General features: G+C 62.9%; 21 protein-coding genes. 8 read left to right on the top strand and 13 right to left on the bottom strand.

The window, feature by feature from the left end; genetic code table 11:
• Positions 1–2: 2 nt before the first annotated feature.
• Positions 3–1,829, top strand: coding sequence for an ABC-F family ATP-binding cassette domain-containing protein (locus tag HWX32_RS07480; RefSeq protein WP_175935374.1), 1,827 nt, complete (start codon positions 3–5; stop codon positions 1,827–1,829).
• 66 nt (positions 1,830–1,895) lie between these two features.
• Here the strand turns inward: HWX32_RS07480 and HWX32_RS07475 are convergent, their stop codons facing one another.
• Positions 1,896–2,537, bottom strand: a complete 642-nt coding sequence (locus HWX32_RS07475; protein WP_075469047.1) for a GntR family transcriptional regulator — start codon at positions 2,535–2,537, stop codon at positions 1,896–1,898.
• Between the two features lie 526 nt (positions 2,538–3,063).
• Between HWX32_RS07475 and HWX32_RS07470 the strand changes: the two genes are divergently transcribed.
• Genes HWX32_RS07470 through ppk2 form a run of 3 tightly spaced genes read left to right on the top strand, consistent with a single transcriptional unit; the run spans position 3,064 to position 4,803 of the window.
• Positions 3,064–3,543: a hypothetical protein gene (locus HWX32_RS07470; protein ID WP_075469046.1), complete on the top strand. Its 480-nt coding sequence runs from the start codon at positions 3,064–3,066 to the stop codon at positions 3,541–3,543.
• 50 nt (positions 3,544–3,593) lie between these two features.
• Positions 3,594–3,917, top strand: coding sequence for a putative quinol monooxygenase (locus HWX32_RS07465; RefSeq protein WP_175935372.1), 324 nt, complete (start codon positions 3,594–3,596; stop codon positions 3,915–3,917).
• Positions 3,918–3,951: 34 nt separating this feature from the next.
• Positions 3,952–4,803, top strand: a complete 852-nt coding sequence (gene ppk2 / locus HWX32_RS07460) for a polyphosphate kinase 2 (RefSeq protein ID WP_075469044.1) — start codon at positions 3,952–3,954, stop codon at positions 4,801–4,803.
• 10 nt (positions 4,804–4,813) lie between these two features.
• Here ppk2 and HWX32_RS07455 read toward each other — a convergent pair whose 3' ends face one another.
• From HWX32_RS07455 to HWX32_RS07425, 7 genes are all read right to left on the bottom strand, one after another.
• Positions 4,814–5,476 carry an HtaA domain-containing protein gene (locus HWX32_RS07455; RefSeq protein WP_075469043.1) on the bottom strand — a complete coding sequence of 221 codons (663 nt, stop codon included), beginning with the start codon at positions 5,474–5,476 and terminating at the stop codon, positions 4,814–4,816.
• A gap of 206 nt (positions 5,477–5,682) precedes the next feature.
• Entirely contained in the window at positions 5,683–5,949 is a 267-nt protein-coding gene (locus HWX32_RS07450) for a hypothetical protein (protein ID WP_131820157.1), read from the bottom strand.
• On the bottom strand, positions 5,949–6,779 hold the full coding sequence (locus HWX32_RS07445) for an HtaA domain-containing protein (RefSeq protein WP_075469041.1): 831 nt from the start codon (positions 6,777–6,779) through the stop codon (positions 5,949–5,951). The genes HWX32_RS07450 and HWX32_RS07445 overlap by 1 nt, the downstream gene beginning before the upstream one ends.
• A 69-nt stretch (positions 6,780–6,848) precedes the next feature.
• Positions 6,849–7,646: a heme ABC transporter ATP-binding protein gene (locus tag HWX32_RS07440; protein WP_175935371.1), complete on the bottom strand. Its 798-nt coding sequence runs from the start codon at positions 7,644–7,646 to the stop codon at positions 6,849–6,851.
• Positions 7,643–8,686 carry an iron ABC transporter permease gene (locus tag HWX32_RS07435; RefSeq protein ID WP_254868333.1) on the bottom strand — a complete coding sequence of 348 codons (1,044 nt, stop codon included), beginning with the start codon at positions 8,684–8,686 and terminating at the stop codon, positions 7,643–7,645. Before HWX32_RS07435 ends, HWX32_RS07440 begins: the two co-directional genes overlap by 4 nt.
• The gene (locus HWX32_RS07430; protein WP_075469038.1) at positions 8,683–9,750 is read right to left on the bottom strand and encodes a hemin ABC transporter substrate-binding protein; all 1,068 of its coding nucleotides are present in this window, start codon (positions 9,748–9,750) and stop codon (positions 8,683–8,685) included. The genes HWX32_RS07435 and HWX32_RS07430 overlap by 4 nt, the downstream gene beginning before the upstream one ends.
• Before the next feature lie 16 nt (positions 9,751–9,766).
• Positions 9,767–11,827, bottom strand: coding sequence for an HtaA domain-containing protein (locus tag HWX32_RS07425; protein ID WP_175935370.1), 2,061 nt, complete (start codon positions 11,825–11,827; stop codon positions 9,767–9,769).
• Positions 11,828–11,917: 90 nt separating this feature from the next.
• On the opposite strand from HWX32_RS07425, the gene HWX32_RS07420 reads away from it, so the two are divergent.
• Complete coding sequence (locus HWX32_RS07420; protein WP_075469036.1) at positions 11,918–12,415, top strand: hypothetical protein; 498 nt, start codon at positions 11,918–11,920, stop codon at positions 12,413–12,415.
• Between the two features lie 6 nt (positions 12,416–12,421).
• On the opposite strand, the gene HWX32_RS07415 is transcribed toward HWX32_RS07420, so the two are convergent.
• From HWX32_RS07415 to HWX32_RS07405, 3 genes are all read right to left on the bottom strand, one after another.
• Positions 12,422–13,063 carry a heme oxygenase (biliverdin-producing) gene (locus HWX32_RS07415; protein WP_254868358.1) on the bottom strand — a complete coding sequence of 214 codons (642 nt, stop codon included), beginning with the start codon at positions 13,061–13,063 and terminating at the stop codon, positions 12,422–12,424.
• Between the two features lie 145 nt (positions 13,064–13,208).
• Positions 13,209–13,775 (bottom strand): DNA-3-methyladenine glycosylase, encoded by a 567-nt coding sequence (locus HWX32_RS07410; RefSeq protein WP_075469061.1) that lies wholly within the window; start codon positions 13,773–13,775, stop codon positions 13,209–13,211.
• The gene (locus HWX32_RS07405; protein ID WP_175935368.1) at positions 13,772–14,578 is read right to left on the bottom strand and encodes an HAD family hydrolase; all 807 of its coding nucleotides are present in this window, start codon (positions 14,576–14,578) and stop codon (positions 13,772–13,774) included. Before HWX32_RS07405 ends, HWX32_RS07410 begins: the two co-directional genes overlap by 4 nt.
• An 83-nt stretch (positions 14,579–14,661) precedes the next feature.
• Between HWX32_RS07405 and HWX32_RS07400 the strand changes: the two genes are divergently transcribed.
• The gene (locus HWX32_RS07400) at positions 14,662–15,654 is read left to right on the top strand and encodes a 3-hydroxyisobutyryl-CoA hydrolase (RefSeq protein WP_175935367.1); all 993 of its coding nucleotides are present in this window, start codon (positions 14,662–14,664) and stop codon (positions 15,652–15,654) included.
• A 101-nt stretch (positions 15,655–15,755) separates the two neighbouring features.
• Positions 15,756–17,204, top strand: a complete 1,449-nt coding sequence (locus tag HWX32_RS07395) for a glyceraldehyde-3-phosphate dehydrogenase (protein WP_175935366.1) — start codon at positions 15,756–15,758, stop codon at positions 17,202–17,204.
• Between the two features lie 25 nt (positions 17,205–17,229).
• Here the strand turns inward: HWX32_RS07395 and HWX32_RS07390 are convergent, their stop codons facing one another.
• Both HWX32_RS07390 and HWX32_RS07385 read right to left on the bottom strand, forming a co-directional pair.
• Positions 17,230–18,372 carry a glycosyltransferase family 1 protein gene (locus HWX32_RS07390; RefSeq protein ID WP_175935365.1) on the bottom strand — a complete coding sequence of 381 codons (1,143 nt, stop codon included), beginning with the start codon at positions 18,370–18,372 and terminating at the stop codon, positions 17,230–17,232.
• A 26-nt stretch (positions 18,373–18,398) separates the two neighbouring features.
• Positions 18,399–19,595, bottom strand: a complete 1,197-nt coding sequence (locus HWX32_RS07385; protein ID WP_175935364.1) for an NAD-dependent epimerase/dehydratase family protein — start codon at positions 19,593–19,595, stop codon at positions 18,399–18,401.
• Between the two features lie 220 nt (positions 19,596–19,815).
• On the opposite strand from HWX32_RS07385, the gene HWX32_RS07380 reads away from it, so the two are divergent.
• Positions 19,816–25,383: a SpaA isopeptide-forming pilin-related protein gene (locus HWX32_RS07380; protein ID WP_175935363.1), complete on the top strand. Its 5,568-nt coding sequence runs from the start codon at positions 19,816–19,818 to the stop codon at positions 25,381–25,383.

Here is a 25,383-nt window from a genome sequence, read left to right as displayed (position 1 = left end):
ATATGGCTAACCTGATCAACCTGGAAAACGTCTCCAAAACCTGGGGGCTGAAAACGCTGCTCGACGGGGTCTCGCTCGGCGTGCAGACGCAAGACCGCATCGGCATCGTCGGCGTGAACGGCGGCGGCAAGACTACGTTGCTGGAGGTGCTCACTGGCATCGAGCCGCCGGACGAAGGCCGGGTGTCACATACCTCCGGGTTGCGCATGGCGGTAGTTACTCAGCGCTTCGAGCTAGACGAGGAGCTCACCGTAGGCCAGGCTGTGGTGGAACCCCTAGGCCTGAACACCTACGAGTGGGCGTCGAACGCGAAGGTACGCGAAGTGCTCCAGGGCACGGGCGTCGCCGAGCTCGGCCTGGATACACCGGTGGGGCAACTCTCTGGCGGTGAACGCAGGCGCGTGAACCTGGCGGCCGCGCTCGTGCAGGACCTCGACTTGGTGGTGCTCGACGAGCCGACGAACCACCTAGACGTCGAGGGTGTGCAGTGGCTTGCCGAGCATCTACTTGCGCGCAAGGTCGCGGTGGTTGTGGTGACGCACGATCGCTGGTTCTTAGACACGGTGGCCAACCTCACTTGGGAGGTGCACGATGGTGCGGTGGACGTCTACGAGGGCGGATACAACGACTGGACGTTCGCACGCGCGGAGCGTGCCCGCCAAGCGGACGCGATTGAGCAGCGCCGACAGAACCTCGCCCGCAAGGAGCTCGCGTGGCTGCGCCGCGGAGCACCTGCGCGCACCTCGAAGCCGCGCTACCGCATCGAGGCGGCCGAGGCCCTAATTAAGAACGTGCCGCCGCCGCGTGACACGGTGGAGCTGATGGCGTTTTCCAAGCAGCGCCAGGGCAAAGTGGTCATCGAGCTCGAAGACGCGCGTATCGACGCGCCGGATGGGCGCACGCTCGTCGACCATCTCACCTGGCGGCTCGCGCCGGGCGAGCGTATCGGCCTTGTGGGGGTCAATGGCTCCGGCAAAACGACTCTGCTTCGCACTTTGGCCGGTGAGTACCCTCTCGCGGCGGGCAAGCGGATCGAGGGCCAGACCACGCGGATTGGGTGGCTGCGCCAGGAGCTCGACGACCTGGATCCAGACCGTGCGGTCATCGATTCGGTGGAGGACGTGGCGAGCTACATTTCCTTCGGAAAGGGGGAATTATCAGCCTCGCAGCTCGCGGAACGCCTCGGCTTTTCCCCGAAGCGCCAGCGCACCCCGGTGCGCGATCTCTCCGGTGGCGAGCGGCGCCGTTTGCAGCTGACCCGGGTGTTGATGAGCGAGCCAAACGTGCTGCTTCTCGACGAGCCGACGAACGACCTAGATATCGACACACTCCAGGAGCTGGAGAACCTGCTTGATTCCTGGCCCGGAACGCTGGTGGTTATCTCGCACGACCGCTACCTCATTGAGCGCATCGCCGACACCACCTATGCGCTGTTCGGCGACGGCAAGCTGACCAACCTGCCCGGCGGGATCCAGCAGTACTTGGACCAGCGCGCGCAGCAGGTACCTGCATCCGGGAAGCTCGATCTGGGGGATAGGCCCCAGGCGGCTGAGGTAGCCGCGACTGCGGAGGGACGCACTGCTGGCAACACCCTGTCTTCGCAAGAGGAGCGGGAAGTTCGCAAGCGTATGAATGCTCTGGAGCGCAAGATCGCGAAGGAGACCGAGCGAGCTGACGCGCTGGAGGGGGAGATCACCGCGCTGTCAGGTGAGGCTGCGCCTGATTTCGAAGCGATCGCGTCGAAGACCAAAGAACTGTCGCAGGTGCGGGAGACACGCGACGAGTTGGAAATGGAGTGGCTCGAACTCGGCGAGCAGCTGGAGGGGTAGGGCGAAAGCCCGATGCCAGCTCGAAGGCCCTTAAGGGCTAGGGCTGGCCAAGGTTCTCGGGCTGGCCTAGCCGATCTGGCCGTTGTTGATCTTCTCGATCATCTCGTTGATCACCATGGACTGCTCGAGGAGTTTGTCCTGCAAGTAGTCCGAAGCCGCCTGGCGGTCGCCGGACTTCACCAGCTCGACGACGTGCTCATTGACCTCGATGAAGCGGCGGTTGAACGAAGGGTCGCGCTCCAAGATGGGCAGCATTGCCAGGCGCATGAACGCGTCAAGCTGGTCCATGGTGTCGCCCAGGGTTTTGGAACCCATGGAGGACAGCACCACGTGGTGGAATGCCTGGTTCACCGCGATGAAGAGATCGTCGTCTTCCTGCTCAATCGCGGATTGCCCCTCGGCGTTAAGTTCCTCAAGTCGCTCGATATCCAAGTCCGGGCCCCACAGCAGAGCGGCCGGCTCAATAGCGGCGCGGGCACGGAAGGTATCAGTGACAAATTCCGGCGACGGGGTTGCGAGGAATACGCCGCGGTTAGGAATGCGCTCGCAGAGACCCTCAGCCGTCAACATCGCGAACGCCTCGCGCAGCGTGTTGCGCGATACGCCGAAGCGCTCAGCGAGGGCTACCTCGTTGAGCTTCTGCCCCGGGGCGAACTCGCCTCGCGAAATCGCGCGGCGAATCTCGGCGGAAACGTTGTGAGCAAGCATGACATCCGTGTTTTTATCGTGTGACCTGCACCTTTACGGTGCAATGTCACCTGTATTGCTAGGAACTTGGAAAAGTATAACCCATCTATTGTTCAACAATGTACTCCGGCTCCAAAAAAGATCCCTCCTTCTTATATTTGCCGTCCGCAGAGCCATTACGTGCGCGAACTGCGTGCAGCTCACACCTAGATCGGGGGGTGGCATCTTCGCCCATTGTACGCATTGCAGCACATCTATGCAGGTGTACTTACTGGAGAAATGTGGCAGAATATAACGCATGAGGATTTTCGGACATAACACACGTAGGCCGCTCGCTGTCGCCGCGGCAGTCACACTGCTTGTTGGGGCAGCACCGGCGGCCCTTGCTCAGCCCATTTCCGCGGCCCCTTCAGCCCCCGCGGCCCCTGCAGCCCCTGCAGTCCCCGTTGCGCAAACTGCGAACGACACGTCGTCTCAGCCGGCGTCGCCGGTATTCACCAGTTCGTTTACGTTCCCGCGCCTTCCTTCCGTGGAGGTGCCCAAGGGCGTGCGCGACGCTGCGAGTGTCTTCGGTATTGCGGTTCCGCAGCGTATTGAGCTGGATCCGCGCGTGAACAACGCGGCCGCGAAGCGCCAGGCCACCACCGCTCCTGTCGAGGTGCCAGAAACTGCGCCGCTGGAGGAGAAGGTGGCCGCCAAGTCCCGCGAACAGCTCTTGGCACAGGGGCACGCGCAGGACGCGGAAGCGCAGCGCATCGCGAGCGACTGGGCGCGCGAGGCCGTGGAGGGCAAGGCGACGTTCACCGGTGATGTGGGGCGTGGCACGACTGGTCTGACCCGCGGAACCGGCAACATCTACCGGCTCAGCCCCACCGATGCGCTGGAGCGGATGAACTACCTCACCAAAGACGAGCGCGTGGACGCGGTTGAAACGACCCAGGACCCGAACCCGAAGCGCTTCGGCGTCGCCACCGCTACCTCGAAAGACGGCAAAACCATCTACCTGGTGGAGTACTTCCTGAACTAGGCGCGGCTTCTGCGCGCTCGTCGCGCGCCCGAGGTTTGTAGGGTAGGGGCATGATCCTTATCAACGTCCGTTTTAAGCCCCTGCCCGAAAACGTGGAGAACTTCCGCGAGCTTGTCGACGAGTTCACGCAGGCCTCCCGCGCCGAGGAGGGCAACCTCTTCTTCAACTGGTACCGCGACACCGACAATCCGGACGAGTACATCCTTGTCGAAGGGTTCAAGGACGACGCCGCGGAGGCGCACGTGAACTCCCAGCACTTCAAGGATGCGCAGGAGTTCTTCCCGACGATTCTGAAAGAGACGCCCACCATCATCAACACCCTCATTGAGGGCAAGACCGAGTGGGACGAGATGGCGGAATTCCAGGTGAAGTAGGCCGAAGTAGGCCCCAGTTGTACGGTGGATTCTTATGAGCGAAGAGAAGAAGCCACCGAAGCTGTCCAAGAAGGCTTACGAGAAGGAGTTGCTGCGCCTCCAGGCAGAGCTCGTGGCGATGCAGCAGTGGGTCGTGGAAAACGGCGAACGCCTTGTCATCGTCATGGAGGGCCGCGACGCGGCTGGCAAGGGTTCTGCCATCAAGCGCATCACCCAGTACCTCAACCCGCGCACCTGTCGCGTGGAGGCGCTGCCGAAGCCGAACGACCGTGAGGCGGGGCAGTGGTACTTCCAGCGCTACATCGAGCGCCTGCCAACGGCCGGCGAGATCGTGATCTTCGACCGCTCTTGGTACAACCGCGCAGGTGTCGAGCGTGTGATGGGCTTCTGCACGTCGCAGGAGTACCGCCGCTTCCTCCACCAGGCTCCGATCTTCGAGCGTCTGCTGGTGGAAGACGGCATCATGCTGCGCAAGTACTGGTTCTCCGTGTCTGATGAGGAGCAGTACAAGCGCTTCGTTTCCCGCCGCGAGGACCCGCTGCGTCAGTGGAAGCTCTCACCGATGGACCTGGAATCCATCACGAAGTGGGAGGAATACTCCCGCGCTAAGGACGAGATGTTCGTGCACACCGACATCCCTTCCGCGCCGTGGTACACGGTGGAGAGTGAAGACAAGAAGCGCTCGCGTATCAATGTGATTTCGCACCTGCTCTCGACGATCCCGTACGAGCACGTCGACCGTGATTTGCCGGAGATCCCGGAACGCCCGGAGACCACCGATTACGAGCGCCCGCCGCGTGAGGAGTTCCGCTACGTGCCGGACGCCGCCGCGCAGCTGGAGCAGCGCAAGGTGGGCAAAGACGGCAAGAAGAAAAAGAAAAAATAGGGCTTTAGCTTTACGACGCCAACAGCCGCTCAACCTGTGCACGGACAGATGGCTGGGTGGCCACCCAGCCCAGCGTACCGAGCACGGCTACCACACCCAGCAGAATGCCTGCTACCGCGCCGGGGGAGAGACTGCTCGGTGCTAAGGCTGTGTCTTTGTCGAACTCGACGCGCAAATCCGCACCGGAGTCCTTCAATTCCGTGCCTTTCGGGTAGTGCATGAGGGACTTTTCGAGTCCCGTGTCTGAGAAAGTAGTGCGGTTTTCTTCTGCGATGGGTTTCGGTGGGGCGACTGCGTCGTTCAGCGTGAACGTCACGAGCGGCTCGTTGTCACCTTCAGCGCCGACCGGATCGAAGGTCTTATTTGCCACGCCGGTGAGGCGGTAGTCGCCGATGAGAGTGGCATCGGTGCCCTGCACCTCGATCTTCAGATCGGAGTAAGTGACGTCCACGGCCCACCCGTCGAAGCCGCCTGCGTTCTTGTACCCCTGGATTTGAGCGGATCCGTCGAGGGCGAATGTCCGCGTGTTACCGGAGCGGGTTGTGGAGGTGACGGGGAACGAGACTTTGAGCGTCTCCGCGTTCCATCTCGCGCCGTCGCTTGTGGTGACCTGCCCTTTGCCGACGTTGACCGCCTGGTTCAGGAAACCCTTTGAGATTGGCCATACGAACAATCCATCGGCAACCTTCGCTGTGTTGGCCGCGGTGGCGTTTGGACAGAAAGCTACCGCAGCGGCGATGAGGCTCGTAGCAACCGCGGTATTCAAGCATTTAGGTGTGTGCATGGTGCTGTCTTTTCGGTGTTTTAGGTATGAAAAAGCCACCTCGGAGTGGCAGGGCAGTGTCCCTGTTGTTCCCGAGATGGCGTGGAGGGGTCCTGCTACCGCGTGGGAAGCTGCGGTAGCGGAGGTGGTGTGATTCCCAGAATGGTCGCCGCTCCTTGCACTAGCGCGGCAAGCGCGAATGCCAAACCGACAACTGCGATGAGCGAGTTCACCACCGCGGTCAAATTGGCGGCTGGTGAGCCCTCGTCGGTAGACGACAGGCGCTCGGTCACACCCTGCTCTGCGGGCTTTTCAACCGCGGCGGCCGGGATTGCGCTGAGGCCGATTGCCGCCGCCACGGTGAGGGCTCCTGCTGTACGCATTAGAACGGCAAGCCACCGAGGAACTGGTTAATCATCGCTTGTACGCCCGGCTGAGTCGCGGCGAAGGCGAGGCCGCCAAGCACTGCGAGAACTGCGACGACGATGCCGATGATGGCGCCGGTGCTTGAACCGGCGTCCGTCGGCTTGGTCTCGCCCGGCTTATCCGTGGTGTTGGACGGGGTGGTCTCCTGCTTGGCGCCTTCGAAAGCAAGGTTGAGGGCGACGTGACCGTCTTCCATCGGCTTGCCGGCGGTGTAGCTGGAACCGAAAATGTCGACACCGAACTCCGTCATGGAGGTCGGGGTGAAGGTGGCGTTGTACTTCTGGTCTGCGCCCGGGACGATCTTGTCGCTGACGACGAACTCGACGATCGGCTTGTCGTCGCCGGTAGCCGTGTCCGGCTCGGAGCTGCCCGGCATGGAGCCCTTGCGCTCGTAGTCGGCCTGAAGGGCGCCCTTGTCACCGTTGACCACGATCTTGAAGTCTGACATTCGAATGTCCATAGCGCCGTGGTGACCCACGATGTGCACTGCACCGTCGAGATCGATGGTGCCGTTGCCGTTCGCGTCCAGGGCGGAGTCGGCGGCGTTGACCGGAAGGGTGAAGTTAGTCAGCTTGCCGTCGGCGAGCACCTTCTCCGCGCCGTCGGTGACGGTGATGGTGCTGTTCACGAACGACGATTGCACGTAGCGAAGGAACGAAGCCTTGATGTTCCAGTTGGCAGTGCCTGACTGGATTGCCGGGGCGTCGGCGGACGCGGCGGGCGCGACGAGGGTGGAGGCGGCCACGGTGGCTGCGGTTGCAATTGCGAGGGCGGAGGTGCGAGACATCCAAGGTCCTTTCGATCAAGCACATAGCGCGTGTTTAGGTCAGGCTAACCATATACAGCTTAGGCTTGCCTATTCAATTACGGGGGTAGCAGATGTGCCCCCGATTGCCTGCCCGTCGGCTTCGAGCGGCGCCACAAAGACATGGCCAGCGCTGCGCAGTACCGTGATTGGCCAGTCGTACACCGCGCTTAAAATGCTGTCATCGTAAACTTCGTCGACGGTGCCCGCGGCGGCGACTTTGCCCTGCTTGAGGCACACCACCCGGTCGCAGTAGCGCGCTGCGAGCTGCAGGTCGTGCAGCACTACAATGACGGTCACGCCCCGTCTCGCAAGCATCCGAACTACCCCCATGGTCTGTTCTTGGAAACGCACGTCCATCGCTGCGGTCGGCTCATCTAGAAACACCACCGGCGTCTGTTGGGCGAGCACCCTGGCAAACGCGGCGCGGGCGCGCTCGCCGCCGGAGAGCGTCTCCATCTCGCGGTCCTGTAGGTGAGTCATGCCGGTTGCTTCTAGAGCGGCGTTGACAATCTCTTCGTCGTCCGGTCCCAAGCCCCAGGGGTGACGTCCCATCTCCACCACGTCGCGGACCAAGAAGGAAAAGGCGACGCGGACATCTTGCAGCATGACGGCGCGCGTTCGCGCGAGAGCTTGGGCATTGCTTGTCGACGCATCCTTGCCCGCCACCTCCACAGCCCCGGACACGACCGGTGTGTCGCCGGATAACGCAGCGAGCAGCGTTGATTTACCAGCTCCGTTCGGTCCGATAAGGCCTGTGACCTCTCCGGCGTAGGCGGTCATTGAGACACGTTCCAGGATCGTGCGGCCCTGTTTCATGATGGTGACATCGTGTGCGGTGACTGTCATAGCTCGTGGTTCTTTCGCATCATCTGACGTAGCAGGAAGAAGAACGTCGGTCCGCCGATCAGCGCGGTGAAAATGCCGATGGGAAGGTCTGCGAACGGAATGATCGTGCGCGCGAATATGTCGCCGGCCGCGATGAGGAGCGCCCCGCCGAGGGCGGAGGCGGGCAGCAGTACGGCGTTGGAGGGGCCGACCGCGGTGCGCACGATGTGCGGGACGACAAGCCCCACGAACCCGATAAGGCCCGCGAAGGATACTGCAGCCGCGGTGAGTAGCGTGGACAAGACAATGGCCACCATCCGCAGCCGTGACACGTTGAGCCCGACGTGGTAGGCAGCCTGGTCGCCCAGTGCGAGTAAGTCGAGCTTGCGGCCCAAGAACATGGCGAGCACGAGCGCGACGGTGCTTACTCCAGCGACCACTCCCGTCTGTGCCCAGCTGGCACCGGCGAGGGTACCCATCTGCCAGAAGATGATCTGTTCGCGGGCGCTCGTCGGCGCCATAAAGGTCAATAGCGAGATCATCGCTCCGCAGATTGCGTTCGCTGCGATACCGACTAGCACGAGGTTGATTACTCGTACCCTGCCCCCGGAGCGCGACAGCTGATAGACAACCACGGTTGCCAAGATTGCGGAGATGAACGCGAAGACGGGCACTGTCATTGTGCCGAAGGCGCTGACCCCGAAGACGAGCGCGGCTGCCGCGCCCACTCCCGCACCCGAACTAACACCGATGACGCTGGGTTCCGCGAGCGGGTTGGCGAAGACGGCCTGCATGAGCGCGCCGCCTGCACCGAGCGCGGCGCCGACAAACAGGCCAAGAACGAGGCGGGGGAGACGAATCTGCCACACCACGCTTGCGTCGAGCGAGGTCGCGGTCATCGGCCCGGCAGCGATGATCGGCCAGAGCTCACGAGGCGAGAGCTCGAACTGCCCCACCATGATCGAGGCCACTGCGGTGGCGGCGAGCAGCACTGCGGTGACCGCGAACAGTATCACCCGGCCGCGCCGGCGGGCGTGGAACGCGTTTGGCTTTGCGCTCACTCACCCTCCCCGTAAAGTGCGTGCGCGGCGCGCAGCAGCAGTTCGCCGGTCTGGGGGCCGAAGGCAAGTGAGTCGCCGTCCGGTAGTGCAAGGACCCGCTTGTGCTGCCCGGCGGTGGTCTGTGCGACGCCGGGACGCTGCAACAAGCCTTCGATATCGCCGGTGGATTTCAGGCCACCGTTCATCATGACGAAGATCTCCGGGTTGACGTCGGCAAGCGCCTCCGGGCTGGCCGGCGAGGTCTTACCGATCCCATTTTCTGTGTTCACGTCGATGCCGCCAAGCGCTTCGATGAGGTCTTGGGTTCCCTCGCCGCCTCCGAGAAGGTAGAACACGCCACCGGTGCCACGGGCGTAGAGAAAGGACATGCGCAGTGGTTCCGGGGGTGCGACCTCGGCAATCGCCTCGATCGCTTCTTGAACTTCGCGCTCGCTGCGCTCGGCTAGGAGACGGCCAGCTTCCGGCTCGCCGACAACGGCGGCGACATTCATGATGTCTTCGCCAATTGTATTCATCGAGCGGGTCAGTTCCATTACTACGGTAGTGACACCTGCCGCGCGGATCTGGTCGATGGCCTCGATCGGGCCGACGGAGTGGTCCACGATGACCAGGGTTGGGCGTAAGTTCAAGATGGCCTCAACGTTGAGCGAGTGGCCGTTCTCGGTCACCACGGGTAGTTCCGCTAGCGATGGCTCCGCGGAGCTGACGGTGCGGCCAACAATGTTGTCTGCGAGGCCGACTCCGCGCAACGTCTTGGTGTAGGTGCCGTAGAGGTCTAGCGCCAGGATCCGGGAGGTGTCGGTGACAGTCACGTCGAAGCCATCGGCGTCTGTGAGTTCCACAGGCAGCGCTTCTTCACGAGGCGTGTCGACTGGTTCGACTTCGGAGATCTCGCTGACCATGGACACCCCTTGGGCCTGGTGGGGGTCGCCGGTGGCCTCGAGAGAGTCTGCCAAAGCTTGCGATTGTTCCTGTACGGGGTTATCCCACGCGGCGCAGCCGCCGAGGGAAAGCGCCACCGCCGCGGTGGTGGCAGAGGCAACTACTCGTGTCGAGAGCTTCATTGTGTTGTGTGTCTTTCTATGCTGTCGCAATGAATCTGGTTAGTGCACCGCCCGCCCCGATCAGGGAAGCCAAGAGCAGTAAGAGTTTGGCTACGGCGGAGTCGTCCCAGCCGCCCGCGCCTTCGGCTCCGGTCGCCATATTTTTGATCTTGAATTGCCCGCCTTCGGGCTGGCCAGCGGACTCGATGGTTTCGGCATCGTCTAGGTCGTCGAAAACGCTGCCACCGGAGCCGCTTGTTGTGGCAGAAGCGCTACCGCCGCCAGATTGCAGCTTGGTCTGTGCCGTGGTGCTGGCCCCGCCGCTGCGGAGTGCGGCCGCGTCGGCGGCGGAACCACCTTTTCCGGTCAAGCCTGCTGAGGAGCTGCCGCCCTGTCCCTCGACGCAGTTCGCCGACCCGCCGAGTTGGGCGGAGAAGCTAATCGGGTCGAGCGGGTCCCCCGGCGGGTAGAACTGTCCGAAGGCTTCAGCACCCGCCTCGGTCAGTGACGCCTGCGCGGTGCCAGCGACGGTCGAGTCTGAAACGTCCAGGTTGGTGAACGAAAGGTTGGCGATCGCTACCCGCCCGAAATCGTTAGGCGTGCCGTCTGTGCTGTTAGATGACGCGTTCAGCACGATCTTTCCGGCATCGCCGTTGAACTGGATCTCCATGTTGGAGAAACGGGTGTCCAGCACGCCACCGTGACCGGTGAACCTGATGGAGCCGGGAAAGAGGATTGAGCCGGTGCGCGCCGCGGTGTCGACGGCTCCCGAGTCGCCGTTGAAAGTGAAGGTGCTGCCGTTGTCGCCGACGCCCTTCAGTTCCCAGCTGCCCTTCGCAATGTTGCCGCGGATGTACGTCCGAAAGGACTGCCGGATGCCCCATTGTGCTTCCGCGCTGACCACGCCGCGCGAAGCGTTGCCCTCACAGACTCCGCCTATGGATCCACCGCCAGCTGCTGCTCCGGATGTACCGGGGTTAGTGCCGCCAGCCCGTTGCGCCTGGTTGGTGGTGCCGCTTCCGCCACCGGAGCCGGTGTTGGTGGTGCCGCTTCCGCCACCGGAGCCGGTGTTGGTGGTGCCGCTTCCGCCACCGGAGGCGGTGTTGGTGGTGCCGCTTCCGCCACCGGAGCCGGTGTTGGTGGTACCGGTGTTGGCTGCCGAGGTGCGTGAGCCGGTGTTTGCAGTGTTCGCGGAGTTAGTGGTCTTGGCGGAGGCGCCGGTGCCAGTGCTCGTGGTGCCAGTCTGTTGGTTTGGCAGCACGCGGTTGTGCAAATTCTCACCGCTGCGCAGAATGCTTTCGGTGTTCACGAACAACCCGTTTACTTCGACCAGGGTGTCGTTGACTTTGCCTAGCAGGTAGGCGGGACCGGAGGTCGCGTTCGAGCGGGTGGCGCCTGTGCCGGTGCCCGCTCCACCGGAGCCGAGCGTGAACTGCGGGGTGGGGGCGGCGCCGGAGGCGTCGGTAAGCGAAAGCCTGATGTTGATGGGGTCGAGTTCTTCTCCTGTCTCGTAGAAGCCGCCGAAAATCTCCGCACCAGAGGAGGTGAGGGTGACCGCCCCTGAGAGCGTGGTCTGCGCGGCCGCGAAATTCGGTGCAGAGCTCAGTGCGACAGTGGCGAGTACCTCCTGCTGTCCCGTGCGCATCGCACCGGTGGCGTTCACGCCCTCGTACTTCCGCGACGCGTAATCCACCCGCAGCTCGGCCTGCGTGTTGTTGACCACGAGGATCGGGTTTTTGAACGTAATATCCAGCGCGCCGTTATGGCCGGTGAAGTTGACTTCGCCCTTGAAATTGAGCTGGCCGACGGACGCGGAGGTGATCGCTGAGGACTCCACCGGGAAACTGAACGCGCCGCCTGGCCGGGTCGCACCACCGCCTGTGGTGATCGTGCCCTTGGCCACGCCCGTTTCGATGTACTTGCGGAACGACTCTCGCACACCCCAGTCCATCGTTCCGGACGTTACAGTGCGGTGCGTCGAAGCCGGTTCCTGCGCTGCTGCGATGGGTGAAGTGACCAACCCCGGGCTGAACAAGGCCGCGGAAAAACCGAGGAGGCTTACGGAGGCAACAACGGAGCAGATCTGTCGGAGCGTCATGGTTTCCTTGGGTGGGATACAGGGCATATGTGGGGATAGGATAACCTTACTTAACTAAGGTAAGCATTACGAAATAAGGGGGTAGCCTCGATGGCACCACGGACCAATCCGCCGACAGAGCCTGCGACTGAGTACATTCCGCGCGTCACCGGGGCGGATGTGGTACCGGAACGCGACTCGAAAACCGGCGGAAGCATGGTGGAGGGAGGGGATGCGTACGAACCCCGTTTAGAAATGTGGGAGCGGGCGCTGCTGGCGCTGATCACCGGGATCCTCGTGTTCGGAGGCGCGATCGGCAACGTGTGGGTCGCGTTTCCTGCCTGCGTGGTGATGGTCGCGGTGATTTTTGGTCTATCTGCGATGCACTCGCGCAAGCGAAGCAATGGTGTCGGGCGCGGTAGCGAAGCAGGCAAGCGGGCCGGGGTTGTGCTGGCGCTTGCATGGGCAGCGATCGTGGTGATGGTCGCGCTCGTGCTGTTTCTCGTGCCCGCGCAGTTCACGCTCACTGGCGGGATTCTGGCGGCATTCGCGGCGGCGGGCCTGATCTGGGGTGCTTTCGTGTACGCTGACCGGCCCGCCACCGGGTAGCGACCGCTAGCGTAGCTCTGAGGAGAGCTCCTCGAACAACGCTTGGTTGAGCTCGAAGGCATGCTGCGCGGTGTTAATCAGGCGGTCACGCTCTTCTGTGGTCAATTCCATGGTGTCAAGGGACGCCTTGTATCCGGTGCGGTACGGTGGGATCTTGCCCACAGCGGAGAAGTCGTAGAAGTTCAGCGCGTCGTCGCCTAGGCCGTACGCGTTGCGGAAAACCCGCGCCAACACTTGCCCGCCGGCGATGTCGCCGAGGTAGCGCACGTAGTGGTGGGCAACGACCTCCGGCCCGTCGGTTGCGTCCAGACCGTCGAGCTCTGCGGCGTAACGAGACGTTGCGCTGAGTGGTGAGGTGGTGTCCTTCCAGTCGGCGCCGAGCATGGCGGTGAGGTCGGTGTCGATGGCGTCGACGCGTTCGAGTCGCTCGTCGGCGATCAGCGCGACTGCGGGGTGTTCGGCAGCGCGACGGACTGCGGCTTCGAGTGCCGAGTAGATGTGGAAGTACTGCACCGTCAACGTCGCTACTGCGTGCTTGTCGAGCTCGCCGGTGGCTAGGCGTGCCATGAATTGTGAGTTTTCAGCGTTGCTGTGCGCGGCCGCCGTGCGTTCCTTGAGGGTGGCGGACAGCTGGTCGCTGATGGGCATAGTTGTGGTCATCGGTCCTCCCGGGTGAGAAATGATCGGTTAGGCTACCCTTAATCGCGAGTTGATATTAAAGGGTAGGTTTGCCTTACCTCAATCCGTCGAAAGGTTGATCTTGGGGAGGGGATCCTGCTTTTAAAGCGCCCGCTTAGCGCTTCTTCGGGTACCCGCGCGGGGTGGAGACGGTTTTGTCCCGCGGGATCCAAAACCGCCACGGCGCGTCCGCGTTCTTGGAAATGCCGATTCGCGGGCCCGCCACCCATTCCGGTTCAATCTCGCGCATGGTGAGCTGAACTGGGGTGCCGTTATCGCCGAGCCCAAGGCCTAACGCTTGGCCTAGGTTGCCGGGGCCGCGCGCCAGGTTCTCAAACTCCACTTCGGCGCGATCGGGGCGTTGCCTGCGCTCACGCGCGAGTGCTTCGCCGGCCACCACTTCGCCGCCGCGCATGAGACAGCCTTGGCCCACACCTTCGGGTGCGCACACGATGTTGCCGTTGTGGTGGATACCGTATGAGAAGTAGACGTATAGCCTGCCGGGCGGGCCGAACATCGCCGCGTTGCGCGCGGTTTTGCCGTTGAAGGTGTGCGCCGCCGGATCGTCGGTGCCAAGGTACGCCTCCACCTCCGTAAGCCGGATGGATACGCCGTTGTGGGTGATCACGCAGCCCAAAAGCTGTGGAGCGACCACGTCGGCGGTCTGGGAAAAGTCGATCAACGCAGCCATTCCTCAAGCTTATGCACCACCGCGTGCTCGGCGTTGGTGCCCACCACCTCGTCCGCGATTGCCTTCAGATCCGCGTGCGCGTTGCCCACGGCCACCGCGTAGCCGGCCGCCTGCAGCAGTGCGTAGTCGTTGAGGTAGTCGCCGAAGGCGGCCGTTTCCGCGGCATCGATACCGAGCGAGGCCGCCAGTTGGGTGAGCGCACGGCCCTTGCTGGCTTCCGGGTGCATGACGTCGAGCCAGTGGGTGCCGCTGACTACAGAGGTCAGTTCCGGCACCGTGTCGCGGACCCAGGGGTACGCGTCGCGTTCCGCGTCGCTTTCGACGTAGAGGGCGATTTTGATGATGGTTGCCAACGGAGCGTCGATAAGCGATTGCACCTTCGCGCGGGAGGCGTAGTACTTATCCACCTCCGCATTGATTGCCGCGGGCAGCTCGAGGGTGTATGCGACCTCGGGCGCGCACACCACGGCGTGGGCGGTGAACGGGGCGTCGGGGAGGCGCTCCAGTAGGCGGCGCACTGGTGCCTCGGGAAGCGTCGTGGTCGACACGATGCGACCGCCGCGTGCGACCGTCGCCCCGTTTTCCGCGATGAACGCCTCCGGGGTGTCCTGTTTGAACATCGCCTGTAGTGTGGCCAGCTGGCGTCCGGACGCTGGTGCGACAATCACCCCCTGCTCTTTCGCGCGGCGCAGCACGGGCCAGAAGCGCTCTGGGATGCGACCTTGCGGGTCAAGCAGCGTGCCGTCCATGTCCAGGGCGATGAGGCGGGGCTTCGGTTGCGGGGTGGAACTCATTACCCGCATGGTAGTTGCCGCGCGCGGAACAAGCCCTGTGGGACTGCTGCGGGAATGGGGTGTGATGTGTAACACTGGGGCGCATGAACGCACCAGTACTCACAGAAATTCGTGGCACCACCGGCGTGATCACCCTCGATCGTCCGAAGGCACTGAACTCGCTGAACACCGAGATGGTGGACATCATCAAAGAAGCGCTCGAGAAGTGGAGCGACGACGACGCGATCGAGCAGGTGGTCGTCCAGTCCAGCGGCAAGCATTTCTGCGCAGGCGGCGACGTGCGCGCGGTGCGCGAGGCCCTCCTCGAGGGCAACTTGGAGGAGGTAGAGCGCTTCTTCAACGAGGAGTACGCGATGAACGTGGACATCGCCAACTACCCCAAGCCGTACGTCGCGCTGTGCAACGGCGTGATCATGGGCGGCGGCATGGGCCTCTCCGCGCACGCGAGCCACATGGTGGTCACCGAGGACGCGTTCGCGTCAATGCCGGAGATGTTCATCGCTTACATCACGGACGTGGGCATGAGCTGGAAGTTGCAGAACTTGCCGAAGCGCCCGTCACAAAGCCTGGGCACCTTCCTCGGGCTTACGGGCTACCGGATGAGCGCCGACGACATGCTTGCCACCGGGCTCGCTTCCCACAAGGTCGCCTCCCTCGACGGGGTGCTCGACGGAATCGTGGAGAAGGGGATCGGCTACCTCGACGAGGTTGCGCTCGAGCAGGGGGAATCGGAGCTTGAGCAGCTTATCGACGGCGCCGAGCGCACCTTCACCGGCCCCTGGGAGGAGATCCAGGCGAACCTTGAACGCGCGCCGGAGGAGTTCCGCACCAAAGTGGACGAGCTCATGGTGGGTGCTGCGCCTTCCGCACTCGTCGCCGCGACCGAGCTGTTCGCGGCGAACGCGGGCAAACCGCTCGAGGAAGCCATCGCGAACGAGGAGGAGCTGGGCAAGGTGATCTACCGCGAACCGGACTTCGCGGAGGGCGTGCGCGCGGTGCTGGTGGACAAGACGAAGGACGCTGATTTCGCGCCGCAGCCGTCACCGGAGAAGTACCGGGAGATCCTCAACCGCTAACCCGGCTAACCGCTCCCGCAGCAAGTGACCGGCCGGTAGAGTAGGGGGCGGTTTGGGGCGAAAAATGCCCCCGATTCCCACATATGTATTAAGGAGCATCTGTGTCCGAGACGACCACCCAACGCGACGATTGGAACCACAAGCTGACCCTGGCGCAGGAGATGCTGCCCCTGATCAGCCGCCTGCACCGCGAGCACAACGCCGTGACCTCGGTGTACGGCCGCCTGCTGGTGGGAGTCACCGACATCGACATCATCAAGGCGCACCGCTACGCTCGCCGCATCGACGAGCAGGAGCTGCCGCTGGACGAGACGCTGCCGATCCTGCGTGAGCTCGTGGAGATGAACCTGGGCACCGCGTCGGTCGACCTGGGCCGCCTCGCCGCGGAATACCGCGCGGCCGGCGGGGAGCTGCGCCCCTTCCTGGAGGAGCAGCTCGCCGACGTCATCGGCACCTCCTCCGAGCTTGAGGGCCGCGACGTCGTGCTCTACGGCTTCGGCCGCATCGGCCGCCTACTCGCCCGCATCCTCATCGCTCGCGAGGCGACGTACGGCGGCGTGCGCCTGCGCGCGGTCGTGGTGCGCAAGAAGGGCGACGAGGACATCATCAAGCGCGCCTCCCTGCTGCGCCGCGACTCCGTCCACGGCCCTTTCAACGGCACCATCACGGTGGACCAGGAGAAGAACATCATCTGGGCCAACGGCACCCCGATCCAGATGATCTACGCCAACGACCCGTCGGAGATCGACTACACCGAGTACGGCATCGACAACGCGATCGTGGTGGACAACACCGGCGCCTGGCGCGACCGCGAGGGCCTGTCGAAGCACCTCGAGTCCAAAGGCGTGGACCGCGTGCTGCTCACCGCGCCGGGCAAGGGCGACATCCCGAACATCGTCTACGGCATCAACGAGGACATGATCGGCGACGACAAGATCCTCTCCGCCGCATCCTGCACCACCAACGGCATCACCCCGGTGCTGAAGGTGATCAACGACCGCTACGGCGTGAAGCACGGCCACGTGGAGACCGTCCACGCCTACACCAACGACCAGAACCTGGCCGACAACTTCCACAAGGGCCCGCGTCGCGGCCGCGCCGCCGGCCTGAACATGGTGCTCACCGAGACCGGCGCGGCGAAGGCCGTGTCCAAGGCGCTGCCGGAGTTCGCCGGCAAGCTCACCGGTAACGCCATCCGCGTGCCTACGCCGGACGTCTCCATGGCCGTGCTGAACCTCGACCTGGAGACCGAGGTGGAAAAGGACGAGGTGAACAACTACATCCGCCGTATCTCCACCGAGTCCGACCTGCGCCAGCAGATCGACTACATCAACTCCCCGGAGGTCGTGTCCACCGATCTTCTGGGCACCACCCACGCCTCCGTGGTGGACGGCCTGGCCACCATCGCCTCCGGCAACCACCTCGTGCTCTACGTCTGGTACGACAACGAGTACGGCTACTCCCACCAGGTAGTCCGCGTGGTTGAGGACATCGCGGGCGTGCGCCCGACGGTGTACCCGACCCGTAAGGATCCGCAGGAGATCAAGTAACACCCCTTACGCGGCGCCGGTGCGCTTATCGGCGCCACGCCCTCGCGATAGCCTCCTCGTAAAAGCCGACCACGGCCTCCGAGGAGGCTTTCCACGTCCAGCGCTGGGCTTCTGCCCGGGCTGCTTTTGAGGTGGAGGTGTGCAGGGCAGCGTCGATAAGCAATTGCTCAATCGGCGCCGCCCACGCTGAATCGGGCAGATCCGGGTCGACCAGGAAGCCCGTCGCGCCGTGGTCGACGACGAACGGCAGCCCGCCCGCGTTGGCGGCCACCACCGGCACACCGGAAGCGAACGCCTCGAGGGCTGCGAAGCCGAGCGTTTCCGTGGTGGAGGGAAACAGCAGCGCATCGCCGGAAGCGTAGGCCGCGTGCAGTTCTTCGCCCGAGAGGTAGCCGGTGAACGTCACCCAATCCTGCGTCATCTCGGCGCGCAGGCGCTCGTAGAGCGGGCCTTCGCCGATGAGCGCCAAGCGAGCGTTCGGCACCCGGCGGCGCACCTCCTCCATGATGGTGAAGCAACGCTCGACCGACTTCTCCGCCGAAATGCGGCCGACGAAAAGCACCAACGGGTCCTCCGGGTGGCCGTTTGTCAGGCGCGCGCGGGCCTCCACGGTGCGAGCCTCCGGGGTGAAGGCGCCCGTGTCCACCGCCTTGGGCCAAAGCAAGACGTTATCAATGCCGTACTCGCGCGCCTTCTGAAGCATCGGGCCGGAGGTGACCAGGTTCACCTGTGCCTTGCCGTGGAAGGTGCGAAGGCCCCACTCGGCGATCGGCTTCACCCACGGGATGCCCAGCTTCAGGCAGTACTCCGGCACGTCGGTGTGGAACGAGGCGAGCAGCGGCAGACCTTGGCGCTCGACGATGTACGTCGACCACCCGGCCGTCCAGATTGGGCTGATGGCGTGGACTACGTCCGGCTGGAACTGCGCGAGCCGGCGGGGCACTTTCGGGCCGATAATGCCGAACTTGATCTCGGGGTAGACCGGCCGCAGGCTCAAACTAGGCACCTTCACCACCTCGAAGCCCGCGTACTCCTTCGGCGGGTTACCCGTGGCGAAGATGAGTACCTCGTGGCCCATCTCGGCCAGCTGGTCAAGGTGACGGATGGTGCGGGTGACCACACCGTCGATCTTCGGCAGGAAAACTTCCGTGAAAACTGCAATCCGCATGGTGGCTCACGTGCGCCCGATGGGGGCTACTTCTCGCCTTCCGGCACACCCTCGGCCTGGTTCGAGGTCCACAGGGAGCGCGCCGGGATCTTCGTGCGGTCCACGCGGTCGGCGTACTTCTTCGCTACGTCCTCAACCTCCACCAGCAGGCCCTCGGCGAGCTTCGTCGGCTGCAGGCCCAGGTCGAGGAAGGTGTCGTTGGCCACGTGGAGCTCGTTTTCCGCGGATTCCTTGCGCGGGTTGGGCACCATCTGCACCTCCGCGTCTGCGATCTCGCCGATGAGCTCCGCCAGGTCGCGCACGCGGTGCGTCTCCGTCATCTGGTTGAAGATCTTCACGCGGTCGCCCTTCGCCGGCGGGTTCTCCACCGCCAGCTCGATGCACTTCGCCATGTCCTGGATGTGGATGAATGCGCGGGTCTGCCCGCCGGTGCCGTGCACGGTGAGCGGGTAGCCGATTGCGGCCTGCATGAGGAAGCGGTTGAGCACAGTGCCGTAATCGCCGTCGTAGTCAAAGCGGTTGATCAGGCGTTCATCACGCTCCGTCTGCGGAGTGTGCGTGCCCCAGATGATGCCCTGGTGCAGGTCGGTGATGCGCAGCTCATCGTTCTTCGCGTAGTAGGCGAACAGGTTTTGATCCAGTACCTTCGTCATGTGGTACACCGAGCCCGGGTTGGTGGGGTAGAGGATCTGCTGCTCCACGATGCCGTTTTCGTCCGTAGCCACCTGGATATCCAGGTAACCCTCCGGGATCTTCATGCCGGCGGTGCCGTAGCCGTACACACCCATGGTGCCCAGGTGCACCACGTGGACGTCCAACCCGGATTCCACGATGGCCACCAGCAGGTTGTGGGTGGCGTTGACGTTGTTGTCCACCGTGTAGCGCTTCGTGCGCTGGTTCTTCATGGAGTACGGCGCGGCGCGCTGCTCGGCGAAGTGAATCACAGCGTCCGGCTGGAACGTGTTGATGAAGTTCAGCAGCCCGTCGAAGTCCTGCGCGACGTCGATGTTTTCAAAGCCGATCTCCTTGCCGGAGACCTCTTTCCATGCCGCCAGGCGCTCGTCGATAGTTGCGATTGGCGTGAGCGATTGCGCCCCAAGCTCTTCGTCGATCGCGCGGCGCGACAGATTGTCCACAATCGTCACGTCGTGCCCCGCGTCGGAGAGGTGGAGGGATGCGGGCCAGCCGCAGAAACCGTCGCCGCCCAAAACCGCAATCTTCATCTGTACATTGACCTTTCGTTTTGCTTCGCGCCGGGCACGCGCCCGGGGTTCCCAGCCACGTTACAACTGTACGGGTTCGCGCGCCGGGCAAGGGAGGTAAACGTTGGGTGAAAGGGCGCATGCTTATCGACGCCTGCCGGTTGCGCACACCGCTTCGAAAATCCCCGAGACTTAGATTATGGTTTCCTCTAGACAATTCAGTCACACGCTTGGAGTTGCCATGGAACCCGCCGCCCGATACCCCCGTTCCCTCCGCCGCGTTGTCGCTGCCGCCACGACGCTCGCGGTGAGCACTGCCGTTGTCGCCGTGCCGGAGGTGCCCGGGGTGGGGTTGCAGCGGGCGGAGGCGCAGCAGGCCATTCAGCTGCCACCAGAGCTCCGAAATGCCGAAGTGAGCAATAACGGATCGACTTGGGAGGCCACGGTGTTCTTCGAAAAGCCGATGGAAGTCCGATCCGTGACTTTCGACTTCGTGCCACCCTCATCGACCGGGGCAAACAACTCGAGGAACGACTCTGCCGCTGATGATGATCCGATCCTGAACAAGATTCCACTGGAAGACACATACAACGTTGTCCACTGGCAAAGGAACAGGTCAGGATCCACACAGGTTGGGCAGTACCCGGTGGTCGGTTTTAAGAGCTTGGGCAAATCCCGCTCGGGCCGCAACACCATCCGCCTGACCTACGAACTGCCAGCGGGCACTCGAGTGGATCAGGGCGATCGCCTGGTTCTTCAGGCTCCTGGGAAGGCGGGTGTGTACCCAACCCCGTACCTAGGCGCCTCAAGGTTCACCAATGCATGGGTGAATGGGGGTGCGGTTGCTGGTTCTGTGGATGGTCTTCCTGAGGGCGCGTCGGTGACGGTGTCGGCGTTTAATGCTTCTGGGTCTGAGCTTTTCAAGCAGGACGGCGTGCGTGGGGCGTACCAAATTCCGGACGTGCAGCCTGGTAATTACACGATGCGTGTGTCGGGGTGGGAGGGTTATTCGTTTTCGCCGGTCAATGGTGTGCCTGTGAGCGTGGAAATGAACGCGCAGGAGACGGCGAACTTCACGTTCTCGCGCGACGGGGGTGTGGTTGCTGGCTCTGTGGATGGTCTTCCTGAGGGTGCCACGGTGACAGTATCAGTGGTCAACGCCGCTGGCGATGTGGTTGATAAGCGAGATGGGGTGCGTGGCGTCTATGAGATTGATGGGCTAGACCCTGGCGACTACACGGTGCGTGTGTCGGGGTGGAAGGGTTATTCGTCTTCGCCGGTTGAGGGTGTGCCGGTGAGCGTAAAGAAGAATGTTCGGGAGACGGCAAACTTTAACTTCTCGCGTGATGCGGGTGTGGTTGCTGGTTTTGTGGATGGTCTTCCTGAGGGCGCGTCGGTGACGGTGCGTGTGGTTGATGCTTCGGGCCGTGAGGTTGGCAAGCAGGATGGGGTGCGCGGTACCTATCGGATTCCGGGTGTGCCCACTGGTGATCACACGGTGCGTGTGTCGGGGTGGAAGGGTTATTCGTCTTCGCCGGTTGAGGGTGTGCCGGTGAGTGTGAAGAAGGATGCGCAGGAGACGGCAAACTTTAACTTCTCGCGTGATGAGCGTGCGGTCTCTGGTGTGGTGACGAAGTTGCCTACGGGTAAGACTGTCACGGTGCATCTTGAGGGTGTTGATGCGCAGACGCGTGGGGTGCGTAAGTCCGCGCAGGGGGTAAATGGTTCGTTTTCCATTCCGGATGTGCCGACTGGTGCGTACAAGGTTGTAGTTGATGAGGTTGAGGGGTACTCGTTTACTGTTCCGCCGCGGGTGACGGTTGGTGCGCAGGGCAATACGCCGTCGCCGGTGACGGTCGAAGCGAAGCGTTTGACTGGTGGGTTGAATGTGTACGTGCCGGGTAATGTTCCGGTGGATGTTTCCGTGATTGGTCCGGATGATTTTAAGGCTGATTTTGCGGGTGTGACTGAATCGTTCGGGTGGCGTGCGGTGGGTACTGGTGAGTACTCGGTGACGTTGACTGGGCCGGAGGGCTACACGGTTACGGAGCGTTCGGGCCGGGATTCGGTTGAGGTGAAGACTGGCGAGACTGCTTCGGTTAGCTTTGATGCTGTGCGTGATGAGCGTGCGGTGTCTGGTGTGGTGACGCAGTTGCCTACGGACAAGACTGTGACGGTGCGTTTGGTGGGTGCTGATGCGCAGACGCGTGGCACTGAGTACAAGGCCGAGGGCGTCAATGGTGCGTTCACGATTCCGAATGTGCCGACGGGTGCGTACTCCGTTGAGCTTGTTGGTGCGCCTGGTGGTTTCACGTTCTACGGCAGTGGCTCGGTGAAGGTTGGTGCTGAGCGCAATGATCCTGCCTCTTTGGATATTGAGGCGCGGCGTGACACTGGTGTGTTGAATGTGGGGTTGCCGGATGTTCCGGTGACGGTTCGGGTGCAGGGCCCGGAGGGGTACAGCGAGACCTTTACAGGTAAGTCCGGTTCGCTTCCGCTGACCGAGTTGAAGACCGGCTTTTACACGGTGACGGTGACTGATCCGAAGGGCTACTCGGTGAAGCTTGCCCAGGGTTCCTCGAACCCGGTCGAGGTGAAGAAGGATCAGACCGCGTCGGTGCAGTTCGCCGCTGACCGTGTCAAGCGTTCTGTTTCGGGTCGGGTGAATAACTTGCCCGCGGGGAAGACTGTGACGCTGCGCTTGGTGGGTGCTGATGCGCAGACGCGTGGCACTGAGTACAAGGCCGAGGGCGTCAATGGTGCGTTCACGATTCCGAATGTGCCGACGGGCACGTACGACGTGAAGGCCGACGACCTTGCTGGTTATTCGTTTGCCGCGCCGTCTCAGGTGACGGTGGGTGCGCAGGGCAATACGCCGTCGACGGTGACGGTCGAAGCGAAGCGTTTGACCTACACGTTCTCCGGCACGGTTGAGAACCTCCCGGCAGGCACGACGACGCGCGTGCGCCTCGTCGCCGATGACGGGACGGTGACACACGCACAGATCGTTGATGGTGCGTTCACGTTTAAGAACGTGCCGACGGGTGACTACAGGATCGAGCTGGTTGACGCGCCGAAGGGCTACTCGGTGTCGGGCCCGTCCACGGTGGAGGTTAAAGAGAATGGCATCGACCCGGCGGACCTGAAGTTCACCCTGGGTGAAAACCCGGTGACGGTGACGGGTTCGTTTACCGGCGAAGGTGATAAGCCGTTGCCGGGGACGAAGGTTGAGTTCAAGCAGGGCGATGAGGTCGTGCGTGAGCTTGTCTCTGATGCGCAGGGCAAGATTCGCGATGAGGCGTTCCCGCCGGGTGACTACACGGTGGTGGTGACCCCGCCGACAGGCTACGAGGCGCCTGAGCCGGTTGAGGTGACGGTCAATCCGGGCGAGGAGTTCACTCTTGATCCGGTGCGGGTTATGCGTTCCACGGGCAATGTTGTCGGTGAGGTTGTTGGTGCTCCGGATGGTGCGAAGCTTCGTGCGCGTTTGACGCTTGAGGGTGAGACGCCGCGTGAGGCGACTGTTACCGGTGGGGAGTTCAAGTTTGATCGGATTCCGACTGGTTCGTACAAGTTTGAGCTTTTAGGTGTGCCGGCGGGGTATTCCGTCAGTGGTGTGAAGCCGGTTGTGGTGGAAAAGGATGCCACTGCGAGGCCGAAGGTGACGGTGTCTGCTGATGCGGTGACGGTGACTGGTTCGTTTACCGGTGAGGGTGATAAGCCGTTGCCGGAGACGAAGGTTGAGTTCAAGCAGGGCGATGAGGTCGTGCGTGAGCTTGTGTCTGATGAGCAGGGTGTGGTTCGTGATGAGGCGTTCCCGCCGGGTGATTACACGGTGGTGGTGACCCCGCCGACAGGTTACGAGGCGCCTGAGCCGGTTGAGGTGACGGTCAATCTGGGTGAGGAGTTCACACTTGATCCGGTGCGGGTTGTTCGTTCCACGGGCAATGTTGTCGGTGAGGTTGTTGGTGCTCCGGTTGGTGTTGCGCTGACGGCGCGTTTGACGCTTGAGGGTGAGACGCCGCGTGAGGCGACTGTTACCGGTGGGGAGTTCAAGTTTGATCGGATTCCGACTGGTTCGTACAAGTTTGAGCTTTTGGGTGTGCCGACGGGGTATTCCGTCAGTGGTGTGAAGCCGGTTGTGGTGGAAAAAGATGCCACTGCGAAGCCGAAGGTGACGGTGTCTGCTGATGCGGTGACGGTGACTGGTTCGTTTACCGGTGAGGACAAGAAGCCGTTGCCGGGGACGAAGGTTGAGTTCAAGCAGGGCGATGAGGTCGTGCGTGAGCTCGAGGCCGACGAGCAGGGTGTGGTTCGTGATGAGGCGTTCCCGCCGGGTGAGTACACGGTGGTGGTGACCCCACCGACTGGTTACGAGGCGCCTAAGCCGGTTGAGGTGACTGTCAAGCCGGGGAAAGACTTAGAGCTCGGCACTGTAGAAATTGCTTCGAGTGAAGCTGACGATAGTTTCTCTTGGGACAACCTGCGTGTAGCGCCCGGTGAGGTGAAGGTCGTAACCCCTGATCGCTCTGCTAAGGCAACCGCGGAGGTCACGTTCCAGACGGAGAAAATCACCCAGCCAGACGGCACCGAGGTCACTGTGGCGCCGGGGCAAAGCTGGCTGGAGATAGAGTCCGACGGCACCGTGGTGGCACGCCCTCCGGCCGATACTGCGCCGGGCACCTACCAGCTCGAGGTGGTTGCCTCTACCGGTGAGCGTGACACAGTCACCGTTGAGGTGTCCCCGGCGCCGTCAATGAAGGACCGATACAAAGTGGATTCCCAGGCGGTAGAGGTCCCGGCAGGCTCAGAACGGCGTTCGTCCAAGCCCCGTGCCTCGGTGCGTGAAGGCGCGTTCACGCACGCGAACCAGCCGCTGCCGAACGGCACGACCTTCGACGTGAACCACAAGGGCGCCTCCGTGGACGCGCTCGGGCGGGTGACCTTCACACCGGACGCGAACGCGAAGCCTGGGCCGGTGCGCATCCCGGTGAGTGTGACTTTCCCGGATGGGAGTCCTGCCTCGTTCGATGTGGTATTTAATGTCGGCGAGCCGCTGCTGGCAACGCAGTACCCGCTGACCTACCCGGCGACTGCGAATGCGCCGCACAAGCGCACAACCGCGGTGCAGGCAATGGGCCAGGTGCCCGAAGGGACCCGGTTCGCGTTGGCCGATGACGTCGAGTTGGGTGACTGGTTTGTCAGCGTGGACAGCGTCACCGGCCGCCTGCGCGCCATCCCGCCGAGTGAGAACGCGGCACCGGCAGAGGTGAAGGTAGTGGCGTACTTCACCGACGGCTCGACCTCCGAACTCACTACCACGCTTGTCGCGCAGAAAGCCGACTTCAACGTTGGTGGCAAGACAGGGTTGACCTACGGCTCCACTGTTACACAGATCGGTGAGCAGACCACTCTCAAGCCACAAGGGCCGGTCAAGCCGGGAACCCGGTTCGCCATCGATGAGACGTTCGCCAAGAACGGCTGGGACCCGCGCATCGATCCGGTCACCGGCGCGATCACGGTGCGCACGGACGATACTGTGCCCGCAGGCGAGCAGGTGCTGCTGCCGGTGGTAGTGGCGCTGCCGGACGGTTCGTTGGAGACGGTGGAGGTGCCGCTGCGGGCCGTCGATAAGCAAAAGCCCTCCGATGGACGCACGCGCGCTGAAACAACCGAAGGATCCAGCACAAGCGATTGGGTTGTCGTGCTGATTGGCGCACTTGTCGCCATCGGCGGGTTGACGGTGGCACTGGCGATGAACGAACGCGAGGTCCGTCGCGTCCTAGAGAAGTACGGAATTACGTGGTAG

The sequence above is a fragment of the Corynebacterium sp. Marseille-P4321 genome, assembly GCF_903645305.1.
GTDB lineage: Bacteria > Actinomycetota > Actinomycetes > Mycobacteriales > Mycobacteriaceae > Corynebacterium.
The sequence above is the reverse complement of the archived record's forward strand: the minus strand, read 5'-3'. Positions and strand labels throughout refer to the sequence as shown.